We start from the raw sequence: 14870 nt of genomic DNA, 5'->3' as shown, positions 1-14870 counted from the left end.
CTCAGGCTGACAGGCCCAGTCCGCTCAGGCTGACAGGCCCAGTCCGCTCAGGCTGACAGGCCCAGTCCGCTCAGGCTGACAGGCCCAGTCCGCTCAGGCTGACAGGCCCAGTCCGCTCAGGCTGACAGGCCCAGTCCGCTCAGGCTGACAAGTAACTTGTAAAACTACGAATTCCCCGGCTCCGGCTCCAGCAACTCCGTTTCCACATGCAGCGATTGCAATGTTGCATTGCCGTATTGTGTTACCATCGCTACATCTGCTGCATCGCGGCCGTGGGCGATTTCGATTCTGTATCCGTCTGTTTTTTCTTGTACTGCGTCGAATGTATACCATTGGCCGCCGATATAAACGTCGAACCAGGCGTGTAAGTCCATTACTTTAAGTCTGTCGAGATATCCGACGGTCATTCTTGCGGGGATGCACAGGTTGCGGCACAAGGCTATGGCCAGGTGGGTGAAATCGCGGCATACGCCAATGCGGTTTCTTGCCACATCCAGCGCTGTGGTGCTGGAATCAGTTACGCCATACTGGTATTTTACGTTTTGATGGATCCACGTGCGGATTGCTTCCACTTGCTCATATCCAGGTGCAAGATTGCCCGCAATGTTCATCACAAGCATATTTATTTCATGCAAATCCGACTCACAGTAACGGCTTGGCAGAATGTAATGCATCACTTCGTCAGGCAAATCGCCCACCAGCATAAATGTAGGTGGCGGATTGGGGATTGACTTAGTTGCACTCACCTGCGCCTGAACTTCTGTGGTAATGGTCACCCTGCCTACCGGCAGAATTGTACGCTGGCACGGATTGCCGTATATATCGGTGTATTCTGAAAAAGGAACGGACGGCTCAATGTTGAAACCTTCCTGAATGATAGACTGGCCTTCTTGTCTGCGGGGGCGTAACATGGTCGTTACGGTTGTGGGCGCATACACGTCATACGTGAATATGCTTCTTCCCTTCATTTTCATGTATGAGTCGATTTAATATATTTGGTAAATGTTATGACAACGAGTGAGTTAAAAATTACGTGCCATTATTTTCGTTTAAACATGCATTACGGTCTGAATTAAAACATTTTAATGGACGTTTATACGTCAGGAATGCTAATTTTAGGATTAATACAGCCCCGGGACAGTTCCCGCCGGCAGTTTTTGTAGAATCTAAATTCTTTATCTATGTCAGTTACAAAATGGATCGTAGACCCGGTACATTCGGAAGTGCAGTTTAAGATTAAACACCTCGTCATTTCCAGCATTACAGGCTCCTTTAACAACTTCGAAGGCGGCGCAACTTCCGACCTGAATAACTTCGAAAACGCAGAAATCCACTTTTCACTCGATGTGAGCAGCATTGATACCAAAGTGGATTTGCGTGATGCACATTTAAGATCGGCAGATTTTTTTGATGCAGAACAATTCCCGCACATCACTTTTCAGTCCAATTACTTTCATAAAGTGAAGGGCGATAATTACAAACTTTCAGGGTTACTAACATTAAAAGGCATTACCAAACCCATCGAACTGGATGCAGAATATGGCGGCTCGGAGCGTGATGCGGATGGGAAACTCAGGATCGGTTTTGAAGTGGAAGGCAGGATCAGCCGTCAGGAATTTGGCCTTAATTACATGCAATTGACAGATTCCGGAGGCCTGGTGATTGGTGAAGACGTGAAGCTGATCGCCAACATTCAATTGGTTAAAGAATCTTAAATCATAATATTGAGCCGGTCAGTCCGGAATAATGCCCGACATCAGCCGCAATGGAATGTCGGGTTTTTTTATAATGAGGATAAAACAAATGTTTGCTCCTTTTGCATATTGGTAACCTAACCTCCCACATTATTTTAATGAGATTCCTTCGAATTTTTCTGCGCATCATCGGGGTGATCGTATTGCTCTTGATACTGACCATTTCCACGATGATCACCACGATGGACAATACGCCGTACAAAGAAATGCCCTATTACGGTCAATGGAAAAAGCAGATCAGTCAGGTAAAGAAAGATACAGCAGGCTCGTCAGGGCAGTTGCGGGCAGGTTGGGCCAAGGTGAACATTACGCCGTCATCGCCCACACCCACAGCAGGTTATGGTAAGCGTCGGGGCAAGTTATACACTTCCGTTCACGACTCGGTTTATGTCCGCGCATTGGTTATTGACAATGGCGGGACCCAGGCCGCGATCATCGCTGCCGACCTGCTTATTATGCCGCCTACTGTGATTAAGCTGCTGCAATCGAGACTTACTGAAAAGGAAATTCCCTTTAACCAGGTCTTTTTCGGCGCAACGCATAGCCATAATAGTGTAGGCGGATGGGGAACAGGGATTTCCTCTTTGTTTTTTTCGGGAGAATATAACCCAGCCACCGTGGAGCGTCTGGCCGATGCCATTTTTCAGGCCATCGTTCAGGCGAAAGCCAAGCTGGAACCAGTCTCATTGACTTACATGGAATCGATTGACACCATTGATATCCGAAACAGGCTCGTAGGAGAGGAAGGCGAGGTCGATCCGGAGATCCGCTCGGCTGCATTTGTTACAAAAAGTGGGAAAAGGGCGATTTTGAGCTCCTATGCGGCACATTCAACGATCCTGAATTCGGGTAATATTGTTTTGTCAAGAGATTATCCCGGCATCCTGGTGGATTCGCTCGAAAAAGGCAGATATGATTTTGCCATGTACATGGCTGGCGCAGTAGGCAGCATGGGTCCGATTGAAAAAGGCTCGGATGATTTCGATGAGTTGAAAAACCAGGCATATGGAGTGCAAAAAGCATTGTTATCCGATTCAGCAATAAAGGAAAAATCAAGCGGTGCAATGTTGCAGGCGATAACATTGCCGTTGCCCCTGCGCGACCCGTCGCCGAGGCTGACGATGGGCATTAATCTGCGTTCCTGGGTTTTTAAAAAGGCTTTTGGAGATTATCCTGTGTTTGTGAAAGCGTTACGGATCGGAAACATGCTCATGGTAGGGATGCCGTGTGATTTTTCCGGTGAATTAGTCGCAGGATTAGACGCTTATGCAAGGACAAAAGGCCTTAACTTATTGGTTACCAGCTTTAATGGAGGCTATATCGGTTACATTACGCATGATAAACATTTTGATAAAGACCTTTACGAAACCAAAACCATGAGCTGGTACGGCCCTTATAATGGTGCTTATTTGCAAGAGGTGATCAAAGACATTATTGATAAGTTATCCTAAACCAAATCGAATATGAAAACATTGCTGCTTTGTTTATTAGCGCTTTTTAGCATTCAATCTATGGCACAAGCACCTTTAAAAATCGCGGTTGCCGGGCTGAGCCACGGTCACGTTGGCTGGGTTTTCAATCGTTCGGATAAGAAGGATATTGAAATTGTGGGCATTTATGAGACCAATCCGGATCTCGTTAATTTGTTCATGACCAAGTACAAGCTGGACAAGAAACTTTTTTATACGGATTTGAATAAAATGCTGGAAGAGGCCAAGCCGGAAGCGGTTTCGGCATTTGGGGCGATAAATGAACACATTGCCATTGTACGCGCCTGTGCGCCGAAAAAAATCCACGTAATGGTGGAGAAGCCGCTGGCAACAACATTCGCAGACGCAAAGGAAATTCAGAAACTGGCGGATCAGAATGGCATCCAGGTGCTTACCAATTATGAAACTTCCTGGTATGCGAGCAACCAGCATGTCCGTGACCTGGTGGAGCAGGGAAAATTGGGTGAAATCAGGAAAGTAATGGTGAATGACGGGCACCAGGGACCCAAAGAAATCGGTGTTAGCAAAGAATTTCTCGCCATTCTTACCGATCCTTTGAAAAATGGGGCTGGTGCATTAATTGATTTTGGCTGTTATGGGGCCAATCTGATGACGTGGCTTTTGAAAGGCGAACGTCCATTGTCTGTCACGGCGGTTACGCACCAGAATAAGCCGGAGATTTATAAGGAAGTGGATGACGAAGCTTCCATTATTTTACAATATCCCAAAGCACAATGTATCATTCAGGGGTCCTGGAACTGGTCTTTCGCACGGAAAGACATGGAAGTGTTCGGAAATAAAGGTTATGCAGTCGCAGTGAATGCTACAACCGTGCGGCAGCGCTTTTCGGAAAAGACACCCGAAGAAACGATCAAGCTCGATCCGCGTCCTGCACCATTCACCGATCCGTTCTCTGTATTGGCAGATGTAGTCCAGGGCAGATTAAAGCTTGAAAAGAATGATTTGTACGGATTGCCGGTAAATGTCACGGTTGTAGAAATATTAGAAACGGCGAAAGAGTCGGCTAAATCGGGAAAAACCGTTTATTTGAAGAAATAACCAAAAATTAAGCATTTGGAAGCTCGCTCAGTCCGATTTTCACAGACCACATTAACGGAACTCATGATTCCGTCTTACGCTAATTTCGGCGGAAAAATACACGGGGGCATCTTATTGTCGTTGATTGACAAGGTCGCTTATGCATGTGCCGCCCGACATGCCGGCACTTATTGCGTAACCGTTTCAGTCGATGGCGTGGATTTTTTAGAGCCGGTTGAAGTGGGGGACCTGGTTTCGCTGCATGCATCCGTAAATTTTGTCGGCAGGACTTCGCTCGTCATTGGAATCCGGGTGATTGCCGAGAATGTGAAGAACGGGACGCAACGGCATACAAATACTTCTTACGTAACCATGGTTGCCAAGGGAGATGATGATAAGCCCACTGTTGTGCCTGAATTACTGCTTGAAAATGAGGACGATGCACGCAGGTTTCTGGAAGCGATCAAACGCCGCGAATTGAAGGAGAATTACAAGGATGCATTTGATAATGCAAAAACACGAATGGATGTGCAGGATAACTTGCACAAGCTGTCGAAACAGCGCTGCGTAATTGGTTGGGAAACAGAAAAATAGAAAATAATGATGCTTGTATGGATTGTGAGTTGCATGTTAGGCTGGTTTACGGAACCGGCAATGACATTGAATATCGAGTTTACCAATATAAAAAAGGGCCAAGGCAAACTTTGGATAGCCATTTACAAGCCGGAGGAGAAATTTGCCAGTAAGGAAAAACCTAAAATTTACAGGATCGTCGACGTGAAAGGTGCTGCGCCTCAGCTCGTAGCATTTGACCTTGCTCCTGGCCGCTATGCATTGGCCGCTTACCATGACTTAAACAGCAATGGTGTCCTGGATAAAAACTTTGTCGGCATTCCAAAAGAGCCATACGGTTTCAGCAAGAACTTCCGGCCAAAGTTTTCTGCCCCGAAATTTGAAGATTGTGAATTCGTTTTCAAAGATCCGGGACAGAAAATTAATGTGAAGCTTACAGACTAGAAGCCAAAAAAACCGCCGCTTTTCTTGCGGGTGCTCGTTGTTTTTTTGCCAAATAACATTCCAAAAACGCCTCTCACGACCTCTCTGCCGATTTGTTTCGCCAGGGGTGAGTTAAGCGCTTCGGAAAGAATTCCTTTTTCCTCTTTTCCTTTTTTTACTTCCGCAACTTCTTCCTGGGCTTTTGCCTCGACCTGTGCATGCGCTTCCATGCGCTTGGTAAGCATTTCATAAGCACTTTCGGGATCAATCGGATCTTTGTATTTCAGGTAAACGTCTGATTGTCTGACGTGGTTATCGTAATCGGCCTGCACCATTGGCCCCATGACCGAGTTAGGCGGGAGCAAATGTGTTGCGGCCACTTCTGTCGGGATACCTTTTTCATTCAAAACCGTAATCAATGCCTGTCCGATCCCTAATGTGGTCAATATCTGGTCGATAGCATAGAAATCCGATCTCGGGTAAGTTTTAACCGTTTGTTTCAAAGCATCTGCATCCTGCGGCGTGAATGCCCTTAAAACATGCTGCACACGATTTCCTAACTGCGACAAAACCGATACAGGGACGTCCTGCGCCATTTGTGTGCAAAAGAAAATTCCTACGCCTTTGGAACGGATAAGCCGTACAACCTGCTCAATCTGGTCCAGAAATGCTTTTGGTGCGTCTTTAAATAACAAATGCGCTTCGTCGAGGAAGAAGACAAGTTTGGGTTTATCAAGATCTCCTGCTTCGGGCAACTTCGTATAAAGTTCTGCCAACAGGCTGAGCATGAATGTTGAAAACAACGCTGGCTTGTCCTGGACGTCTGAAATGTTAAGCAAGCTGATCACGCCCTGGCCGTCCACACGGTTGATCAGGTCTGTAATGTCGAAGGATTTTTCGCCAAAGATCGTTCCTACGCCCTGCTGTTCCAGGGCAACGATTTTGCGCAATATAGTCCCAGCCGTGGACGTCGAAATGCTGCCATAATCTGCTTTGATTTCTGCCGCTCCGGGTCCTTCGGAAAGATAGTTCAGCACTTTTTTCAGATCGTTGAGATCCACCATAGGAAGATCTTTGTCATCGGCATATTTAAAGAGAATAGCCAAAACGCCTGACTGCGTGTCGTTTAATTCAAATATTTTGGAAAGCAATATCGGTCCGAATTCCAGGATCGTAGCACGCATCTGGGCGCCTTTGTTGCCGCTTAATGAATAAAGTTCAACCGGGTAACCTTTCGGCTCAAACACCGTTCCTAATGCTGCTGACCTTTCCTGCAATGCCGCATTGGTTTGACCGGGTTGCGCAATGCCGGACAAGTCGCCTTTTATATCCGACATAAAAACCGGCACACCCGCCGCGGAGAGCTGTTCTGCAAGCACTTGCAAGGTCCTTGTCTTTCCCGATCCTGTTGCGCCAGCCACCAATCCATGCCGGTTCATCATGCGCAAAGGCAGATTAACCCTTGCTTCCCCAATGATTTCGCCTTCAAGAATAGCGGAACCCAAATGGATCACAGGTTTGTCGGTATGATATGATTTTTGGATGGCTGCAACAAATTGTTCTTTTTTTGACACGGGAATAAAGGTTATGTTTATGGATTGTTAATTTACAAAAATTAAATGTTTCAGGAAGTTTTCGCATAATCGGCCAATATTTTCCTCTAATAATATTCTTTCGAGAACTTATATTACTTTTCGTAGGTTCTTGTATTTGCAAAATTTTATTAGGTATTTTGGTTTGATTACTTAGCAATTATTCTGATTAAACAATTTAGAGACAACAATTTCAATTTATGCTTAGCCGAGTTGCCAATTCAATATACTGGATGAATCGTTACATAGAACGGGTAGAAAATTACGCTCGGTTTGTGGGAGTTAATTTTAATCTGGCATTGGATCTGCCGCCCGATGTGGACGAGCAGTGGGAACCGCTTCTGATTGCAACTGCTGATCATTATTTGTTTTATAAATTTTACGAAAAGCCTACAAAAGAGGACGTTATACATTTTATGACGTTTGATAAAAGAAATCCGAACTCCATCATTAGCTGCTTGTACGAAGCACGTGAAAACGCGCGGACGATCCGGGAAACGATTTCCAAGGAAATGTGGGAGAGTATCAATACTTTTTATCTCTCGATCCGCAGCACAAATCCGGATAACTTCCGGAATATGGACCATATGCAGTCCTATTTTACGGACATCCGTAAAAGTTGCCAGCTTTTTCACGGCGTTGTAGATTCGTCCATTACGCGCAATGAAGCCTGGCATTTTGGTCGCCTGGGCCGGCATATAGAACGCGCCGATAAATGTTCGCGCTTCCTGGATGTGAAGTATTTTACACTATTACAAGACTCCGGAACCTCAGGTTCCACGCTTGATCTAATGCTCTGGACGGCGGTTTTGAAATCGGTAAGTGCATATAATATGTACAGGCAGACGCACCGCGCGCTGACGCCGATGAACATTGTCGCGTTCCTTATTCTGGATAAATTGTTTCCAAGATCCATTGCTTATTGTGTGCGGCAGGCGGAGCTTTCCTTGTATGCAATTGCCGGATCAATTCCCGAACGCGGCCACACCAACCCTGCTGAACGTGCATTAAGTAAAATCCGCACCGAACTTGAATTTACGGACGTAGAAGACGTTTTTAAGATGGGCCTCCATGAATATCTGGATAAATTTCAGACAAAAAACAACGAGGTAGACAATGCGATATTCGACATGTATTTTGGCCTGGAAAAAGGTCAGTCGCAAAGTCAGTCACAAGGACATTCCCAAAGTCAGTCGCAAAGCCAATCATCCGGGCAATTCAAAACCCAATGGATGAACTGAACATCATTTTCAAAACCTACTGACCGGAAACTTCATGAATTTAAAAGTCCGGCACGCTCTGGAATATCAGTATAATTTTCCGGTCGTCCTGGAAATGCACACATTGTATTTATATCCGAGGTCTTACCCGCACCAGCGACTGCTGGAATACAACCTGACCATTGAGCCGCAGCCATCAAAAATTGTAAAAAATGTGGATGTCGAAGGCAATGTGCAGCATTTGATTTATTTCTATAATCAGCCATATAGCAGACTTTTTGTAGAAGCTTCTATAACTGTGAGCTCGGAACCGGTGAATGTTTTCGATTTTGTCTTTTATCCTTTCGAAACCAGCAAAATCCCGTTTTTGTACGATAACCGGATTTATAAATATCTGATCCCTTATCTGGATAAAACGGACGCCACGCAGCAGGTCGAGCAATTTGCCCGAAAAATCGCTGCGCATGTCAATTATGCAACCATTCCTTTCCTGGTGGAAATGAGTCAGTATATCAGCCAAAACTTTGTGTATCAGCACCGTGAATATGGGAACGCTTATCCGCCGGATGATACATTGCGCGATAGGAGTGGATCCTGCAGGGAATTTGCCCGGTTGTTCATTGGCGCTTGCAGGAGCCTCGGCATTGCGGCAAGATTCGTGAGCGGATATTTATACGGGAACCCGCAGCAGGCGCATGAACTGCATGCATGGGCGGAAGTTTTTTTACCAGGAGCCGGATGGCGGGGATTTGACCCGACGGAGGGTAAGGCAGTGATTAACAATCATATCAGCATGGGGACATCCGCCGATTACGACCAGCTGGCACCCGTGATGGGTTCATTTTTAGGATACACAACCTCCCGGCTCTCGACCAATGTAGACATTCAGTTACTGCAAGGCTAGTACTAACGATAAGTCAAATGTTACTTTTGTTTCAAGAAAAATCGGCGTGCAGAGAGGGAAATTTAGTATTTTTGCAACCAAACAAAAAGAGGAATTCTAGATCGTGACGTTAATTAAATCTATCTCAGGAATCAGAGGTATCGTGGGTGGGAAATCGGGTGAGGCGCTGACTCCGATTGATGTTGTTAAGTTTGCAGCGGCATACGGAACATGGCTGAGGCGTACAAATCCACAAAATTTAAAGGTTATTATTGGCAGGGACGCTCGCTTATCCGGTGAAATGGTAAGTCGCCTTGTTGCCGGGACATTGCAGGGAGTAGGACTTCATGTAACGGATCTCGGCCTTTCCACTACGCCTACTGTTGAGATTGCGGTTACGGCCGAAGGAGCAGCAGGAGGGATTATTTTGACAGCAAGCCACAACCCGATTCAATGGAATGCGCTTAAACTGCTGAACCACGACGGTGAATTTATTTCAGAAGAAGAAGGTGCAGAAGTTTTGAGAATTGCAGACGAGGAAGATTTTGTTTTTGTTGACGTTAAAAAACTGGGAAGTTACACTGCGGATGATACATATTTACAAAAGCATATAGATCAGGTTCTTGCATTGCCACTTGTAGATGTGCAAGCCATAACGAATGCTAACTTCCGGATCGTTGTCGATGCGGTCAATTCAACAGGTGGAATCGTTGTTCCGATGCTCCTTGAAGCATTAGGCGTTCCTACAAAGAACATTAAAAAGTTAAATTGCGAACCTACCGGAAATTTTGCCCATAATCCTGAGCCGCTTCCTGAACATTTGCGTGAGATCAGCAAAGAATTGAATGATGGTTCTTTCAATCTGGGCATTGTTGTGGATCCCGATGTGGACCGGCTTGCATTAATGTGTGAGGACGGAACTCCGTTTGGCGAAGAATATACATTGGTTGCCGTTGCGGATTATGTTTTGAAAAATACGCCCGGTAACACAGTTTCCAACTTATCATCAACAGCAGCTTTGCGCGATGTGACGATAAAGGCTGGTGGAAAATATTTTGCTTCGGCAGTTGGCGAGGTGAATGTGGTAAATATGATGAAGGCCAATCAGGCGATCATTGGCGGTGAAGGAAATGGCGGGGTTATTTATCCGGAAAGCCATTATGGACGGGATGCTTTGGTTGGAATTGCATTATTTTTAACGCATTTGGCCAAATTTGGTAAAACAGCTTCGGTGTTACGCCGCTCATATCCAGGTTATTATATTTCAAAAAATAAGATTGAGCTGACGCCGGATATCAATGTGGATAACATTCTCAGCCGCATTCAAACGAGATATTCTAAACAGCCTTTGAACACCATCGATGGCGTTAGGATTGAGTTCGATAGAGAATGGGTGCATTTGCGCAAGTCGAATACAGAGCCTATCATCCGCATCTATTCCGAATCAGAAACGCAGACAACCGCGATCAATCTGGCTAATAAGATCATTTCCGACATTAAGGAGATTATTTCGGAGCCAAAAAACAGTCAAAAATGAAAGCCTATTTGGACAATGCTGCCACCACGCGCCTTGATCCGGAAGTGTTGGAAGTGATGTTGCCGCTCATGACCGAGCAATTTGGCAATCCTTCTTCCATACATTCCTTTGGCCGGGCAGTCAGGTCTTCTATTGAGAAAGCCAGGAAAAGCATTGCAGGAATTTTGAATGCAGCTCCTGCGGAAATCTTTTTCACATCAGGCGGAACCGAGGCAGATAACACAGCCATCCGTTCCAGCATTGAAACATTAGGCCTCAAACACGCCATAACGTCCCGTATCGAGCACCATGCCGTTTTGCACACGCTCGAACATTTGCAAAAAACGGGGCAAATCCAGTTGAGTTTCGTTAATCTTAATGAAAGAGGTGAAGTTGATTTAGAGCATCTGGAAACATTGCTTCAATCCAATTCGCGCTCATTGGTTTCGTTAATGCATGGCAACAATGAAATCGGTAATCTGCTGGATCTGGAAGCAGTAGGCGACATTTGTGAAAAATACAATGCTGTTTTCCATAGTGACACCGTGCAAACAATGGGTCATTATAGACATGACTTACAGAAGATGAAATCCAATTTCATCGTCGGTGCGGCCCACAAATTCAATGGCCCGAAAGGCGTAGGTTTCCTATATATCAGACCCGGACTTAAAATTGCTCCCTTTGTACACGGAGGCGCGCAGGAGCGCAACATGCGAGGCGGCACGGAAAACATTTACGGAATTGTAGGACTTGCCAAAGCATTGGAAATCTCCTACCGCGATATGGACGCACACCGCAAGCACATTGAAAGCTTGAAACTGCGGATGATCGACAAGTTGACGAACAGCATTGAAGGCATCACATTTAACGGGAATTCTTCGGATTTGGATAAAAGTCTTTACACAGTCTTGAATGTGAGCTTACCGCCTTCTGACATTAGTGATATGCTGTTGTTTAACCTGGATATTGCAGGCATAGCAGTCTCAGGAGGAAGTGCCTGCGCCAGTGGAACAGAGATCGGCTCACACGTTTTGAATGAGCTAAAAATTGATGAGAACCGCGCTAATGTCCGTTTTTCTTTTGGAAAATATAATACGGAAGAAGAAATTGATTACGCCGCTCAGACATTAGCGGAGTTATATAAAAAGGAAAGTGTGATTTTTTAAAATGCAAAAAGCGGTTGTTAAACCGCTTTTTTTATGATGTCTTCCAAAGTTTCGATCCAAATGTCACTGTCATTCAGGCTCTCAACCAGCTGCCAGTGAACGCCACCTTCTTTTTCAAAAATCTCTTTATATTCCTCACCCACTTCAATTTCTGTTTCCAAGCAATCGGCAACGAATGCGGGCGAAAATGCCAGCACACTTTTTACGCCTTTTTTGGTCAATTCGGGAATCACTTCATCTGTATAAGGCTTAATCCATGGATTTTTGCCCAAACGGGATTGAAAGCAAGTTGTGTAAGTGCCTTCCGCAAGCCCTAAGCCTTTTACCAACAAACGCGTTGTTTCAAAACATTGCGCACGATAGCAATGCTGGTTTCTCGCATCCAAATGATCGCAGCAAGAACCGAATTGGCAAAAACTTCCGGTAACATCGCCTTTTGTGATCTGTCTTTCAGGCAAACCATGATAACTGAAAACTACATGGTCGTAATGTTGCTGCGCCATGTATTTTTTACCAAGATTTACAAAACCTTCAATGAATTTTGGATGATCCAGGAAGCGGTTGATGAACTTGATCTCAGGCAAAACTTCCCAATCCTGCACCACGCGCATCACTTCTTTATAAACAGAACCTGTTGACGCAGAGGCATATTGTGGGAAAAACGGAACAATGATAATTTCTGAAAGTGTTTGTTTTCTCAGTTCTTTCAATCCGTTTTCAATGCTTGGACTTTGGTAACGCATCGCAAGTTCAACAACATAGTCATCGCCTAGCACACGCTGCAATTTTTCTTTAACGGAAAAGCCGTAAATCTTCAACGGCGAGCCATCCGGCCTCCACAATTGCTTGTAAATTTTAGCAGATTTAGGTGCTCTAAAAGGCGCAATGATCAGGTTAATGAGCATCCAGCGGTTCAGATAGGGGATATCGATCACGCGCTCGTCCATCAGGAACTCACGCAGATATTTGCGCACGTCCGGAACGGATGGGCTGTCCGGCGTTCCCAGGTTTACGATGAGGACGCCCGTTTTACGAACTGATTTTGTTGAAATATGTGGCTGAGCCAGCGTTTCCGTATTCATTCTTTTTTGTTCAAATATTTAGCAAAACCTCGCGCAATGCTGCCTGCGCCGACCATTCACGATTGGCAGCCTGTTCAATAACAAGTGATCTTGGGCCATCCAAAACCTCATCAGCAACCTTCATGTTACGACGCAGCGGAAGGCAATGCATAAATTTTCCGTTATCCGTCAAAGACATTTTTGCTTCCGTAATCATCCACGAAGGGTGGCTCGTCAAAACTTGACCATAATGCTGGTAAGATGACCAGTTTTTCCCGTATACAAAATCCGCGCCTTCTAACGCCTTATCCTGATCATGAATAACCTGGCCTTTTCCAACAAATTCAGGCGCAAGATCATAACCTTCCGGATGCGTAATCACAAGTTCCACATCCATCGGATTCATCCACTCGCAAAATGAGTTAGCAACGGCTTGCGGCAATGCTTTGAAATGCGGCAACCACGTCAAAACGACCTTAGGGCGCTGTTTTATCTTAAATTCTTCAATCGTAATGCAATCCGCAAGTGACTGCAAAGGATGCCTTGTCGCAGATTCCAGATTAATGATCGGAACCTCAGCGTATTTTTTAAATTGCTGAAAAACAATCTCAGCATAATCCTTATCCCGATCCTGCAAACCAGCAAACGACCGGATCCCAATGATATCGCAATAACTGCCAATCACAGCAGCCGCCTCTTTCACGTGCTCCGCTTTGTCACCATTCATGATCACGCCTTCTTCCATTTCTAGACCCCAGCCATCTTGCCCGACATTCATCGTAATCACATTAAGACCAAGGTTTTGCGCAGCTTTCTGCGTGCTGATCCTTGTTCTCAAACTTGAATTGAAAAATAGCAGTCCGATGGTTTTGTTTTTGCCTAACTCAATGTCAGCAAATGGATTACGCTTTGCGGCGATGCCATTTGAAATCAGCTGATTCAGGTCGGTTACGTCGTTAATGGAAAGAAAGTGTTTCATTCAGTTTGGTAATTTCTGCGGCGTTTAGGTTAATGTTAAATTGTAACGGACGTCTCTTTTCTCAAAACTTCCAAAAATTGATCAGCCTCTTCCTTGCCCAAAGCAAGCGAAGGCAGCAATCGAATGGTGTTAGCGCCCGCCACTCCAGTGAACATTTTATAATCGAATAAAAGTTTGTTCCGAAGGTCTTTAACCGGAAAATCATACTCAATCCCGATCATCAACCCTCGTCCTCTTAACTCTTTATATCCGCCAATTTCTTCGATTCCCTTGAAAAGATAGTCGCCGATCTCGGCTGCGTTTTCCAAAAGATTTTCATTTTTCATAATGTCCAGCACCGCGACGCCAGCAGCACAAGCCAAGTGATTCCCACCAAAAGTGGTTCCTAACATGCCATAACTTGCTTTGAACTTAGGAGAAATCAAGATTCCACCAATCGGGAAACCATTGCCCATTCCCTTAGCCATCGACATTATATCCGGATCAATGCCACTGAACTGGTGCGAGAAGAATTTTCCCGTCCGTCCATAACCACATTGCACGCTATCAAGAATCAAAACCGCACCCGTTTCATCACATTTGCGTCTTAATGTTTGCAAAAATTCATCAGAGCTCACATTAATCCCGCCCACACCTTGGATTCCCTCAACAATTACCGCGCAAACTTCATCCGTAATGCCGTTTTCAGCAGCCTGCACATCATTAAATGGCAAAAAAGATACGTGCTCCTTATAGTTCACCGGCGCAACGATAGACGCATTGTCCGTCGCAGCAACAGCCCCAGCCGTCCGGCCATGGAAGGATTTAGTAAAAGAAATCACTTTTTTCCGACCATTATGAAACGAAGCCAGTTTCAAAGCATTCTCATTTGCCTCAGCACCCGAGTTGCATAAGAACAGCTTATAATCCGGATAACCCGAAAGTTCACCCAGCTTTTCCGCCAGTTCTTCCTGTAAAGAAATTTTCACTGAATTGGAATAAAAACTAATCGCATTCAGCTGCTTCGTGAGCATATCCACATAGTATGGATGGCAATGCCCAACAGAAATCACCGCATGCCCACCATAAAGATCCAAATACTTGGTCCCATGCTGGTCCCACAAATAACTCCCCTGAGCCTTGACAGGCTCTATATCGTAGATGGGGTAAACATCGAATAAGTGTGACATTATAAA

The 14870-nt window shown here is 45.2% G+C and carries 14 protein-coding genes; 9 read left to right on the top strand and 5 right to left on the bottom strand.

The window, feature by feature from the left end; all coding sequences use genetic code 11:
- Nucleotides 1–164: 164 nt before the first annotated feature.
- On the bottom strand, nt 165–974 hold the full coding sequence (locus L0659_RS24240) for a transglutaminase family protein (protein WP_235129168.1): 810 nt from the start codon (nt 972–974) through the stop codon (nt 165–167).
- Between the two features lie 207 nt (nt 975–1181).
- On the opposite strand from L0659_RS24240, the gene L0659_RS24235 reads away from it, so the two are divergent.
- The 5 genes from L0659_RS24235 to L0659_RS24215 all read left to right on the top strand — a co-directional run bounded on the left by L0659_RS24235 (nt 1182) and on the right by L0659_RS24215 (nt 5299).
- On the top strand, nt 1182–1715 hold the full coding sequence (locus tag L0659_RS24235) for a YceI family protein (protein WP_235129167.1): 534 nt from the start codon (nt 1182–1184) through the stop codon (nt 1713–1715).
- Between the two features lie 137 nt (nt 1716–1852).
- Nucleotides 1853–3205: a neutral/alkaline non-lysosomal ceramidase N-terminal domain-containing protein gene (locus L0659_RS24230; protein ID WP_235129165.1), complete on the top strand. Its 1353-nt coding sequence runs from the start codon at nt 1853–1855 to the stop codon at nt 3203–3205.
- Between the two features lie 12 nt (nt 3206–3217).
- Nucleotides 3218–4303 (top strand): Gfo/Idh/MocA family protein, encoded by a 1086-nt coding sequence (locus tag L0659_RS24225; protein ID WP_235129164.1) that lies wholly within the window; start codon nt 3218–3220, stop codon nt 4301–4303.
- A gap of 63 nt (nt 4304–4366) precedes the next feature.
- Nucleotides 4367–4876 carry an acyl-CoA thioesterase gene (locus L0659_RS24220; RefSeq protein ID WP_409019424.1) on the top strand — a complete coding sequence of 170 codons (510 nt, stop codon included), beginning with the start codon at nt 4367–4369 and terminating at the stop codon, nt 4874–4876.
- 6 nt (nt 4877–4882) lie between these two features.
- Complete coding sequence (locus L0659_RS24215) at nt 4883–5299, top strand: DUF2141 domain-containing protein (protein WP_235129162.1); 417 nt, start codon at nt 4883–4885, stop codon at nt 5297–5299.
- Here L0659_RS24215 and L0659_RS24210 read toward each other — a convergent pair.
- Complete coding sequence (locus tag L0659_RS24210; protein ID WP_235129161.1) at nt 5296–6852, bottom strand: helicase HerA-like domain-containing protein; 1557 nt, start codon at nt 6850–6852, stop codon at nt 5296–5298. The genes L0659_RS24215 and L0659_RS24210 overlap by 4 nt on opposite strands.
- A gap of 218 nt (nt 6853–7070) precedes the next feature.
- Here L0659_RS24210 and L0659_RS24205 point away from each other — a divergent pair, with 218 nt between their 5' ends.
- From L0659_RS24205 to L0659_RS24190, 4 genes are all read left to right on the top strand, one after another.
- Nucleotides 7071–8111: an alpha-E domain-containing protein gene (locus L0659_RS24205; RefSeq protein ID WP_235129160.1), complete on the top strand. Its 1041-nt coding sequence runs from the start codon at nt 7071–7073 to the stop codon at nt 8109–8111.
- A 34-nt stretch (nt 8112–8145) separates the two neighbouring features.
- Complete coding sequence (locus tag L0659_RS24200) at nt 8146–8994, top strand: transglutaminase family protein (RefSeq protein WP_235129159.1); 849 nt, start codon at nt 8146–8148, stop codon at nt 8992–8994.
- Nucleotides 8995–9097: 103 nt separating this feature from the next.
- Nucleotides 9098–10510: a phosphoglucosamine mutase gene (gene glmM, locus L0659_RS24195; RefSeq protein WP_235129158.1), complete on the top strand. Its 1413-nt coding sequence runs from the start codon at nt 9098–9100 to the stop codon at nt 10508–10510.
- Nucleotides 10507–11655: a cysteine desulfurase family protein gene (locus L0659_RS24190; protein WP_235129156.1), complete on the top strand. Its 1149-nt coding sequence runs from the start codon at nt 10507–10509 to the stop codon at nt 11653–11655. Before glmM ends, L0659_RS24190 begins: the two co-directional genes overlap by 4 nt.
- Before the next feature lie 17 nt (nt 11656–11672).
- Here the strand turns inward: L0659_RS24190 and hemH are convergent, their stop codons facing one another.
- The 3 genes from hemH to L0659_RS24175 are packed head-to-tail and all read right to left on the bottom strand — an operon-like array spanning nt 11673 to nt 14864.
- Nucleotides 11673–12737 (bottom strand): ferrochelatase, encoded by a 1065-nt coding sequence (gene hemH, locus L0659_RS24185; RefSeq protein ID WP_235129154.1) that lies wholly within the window; start codon nt 12735–12737, stop codon nt 11673–11675.
- Nucleotides 12738–12747: 10 nt separating this feature from the next.
- Nucleotides 12748–13695 (bottom strand): N-acetylornithine carbamoyltransferase, encoded by a 948-nt coding sequence (locus tag L0659_RS24180; protein WP_235129153.1) that lies wholly within the window; start codon nt 13693–13695, stop codon nt 12748–12750.
- Between the two features lie 35 nt (nt 13696–13730).
- Entirely contained in the window at nt 13731–14864 is a 1134-nt protein-coding gene (locus L0659_RS24175; RefSeq protein ID WP_235129152.1) for an aspartate aminotransferase family protein, read from the bottom strand.
- Nucleotides 14865–14870: the final 6 nt, after the last annotated feature.

It is taken from the genome of Dyadobacter sp. CY347 (genome assembly GCF_021502655.1).
In the GTDB taxonomy this organism is placed as follows: Bacteria; Bacteroidota; Bacteroidia; order Cytophagales; family Spirosomataceae; genus Dyadobacter.
Note: the sequence above shows the minus strand (reverse complement) of the source record. Positions and strands in the feature narration are given on the sequence as shown.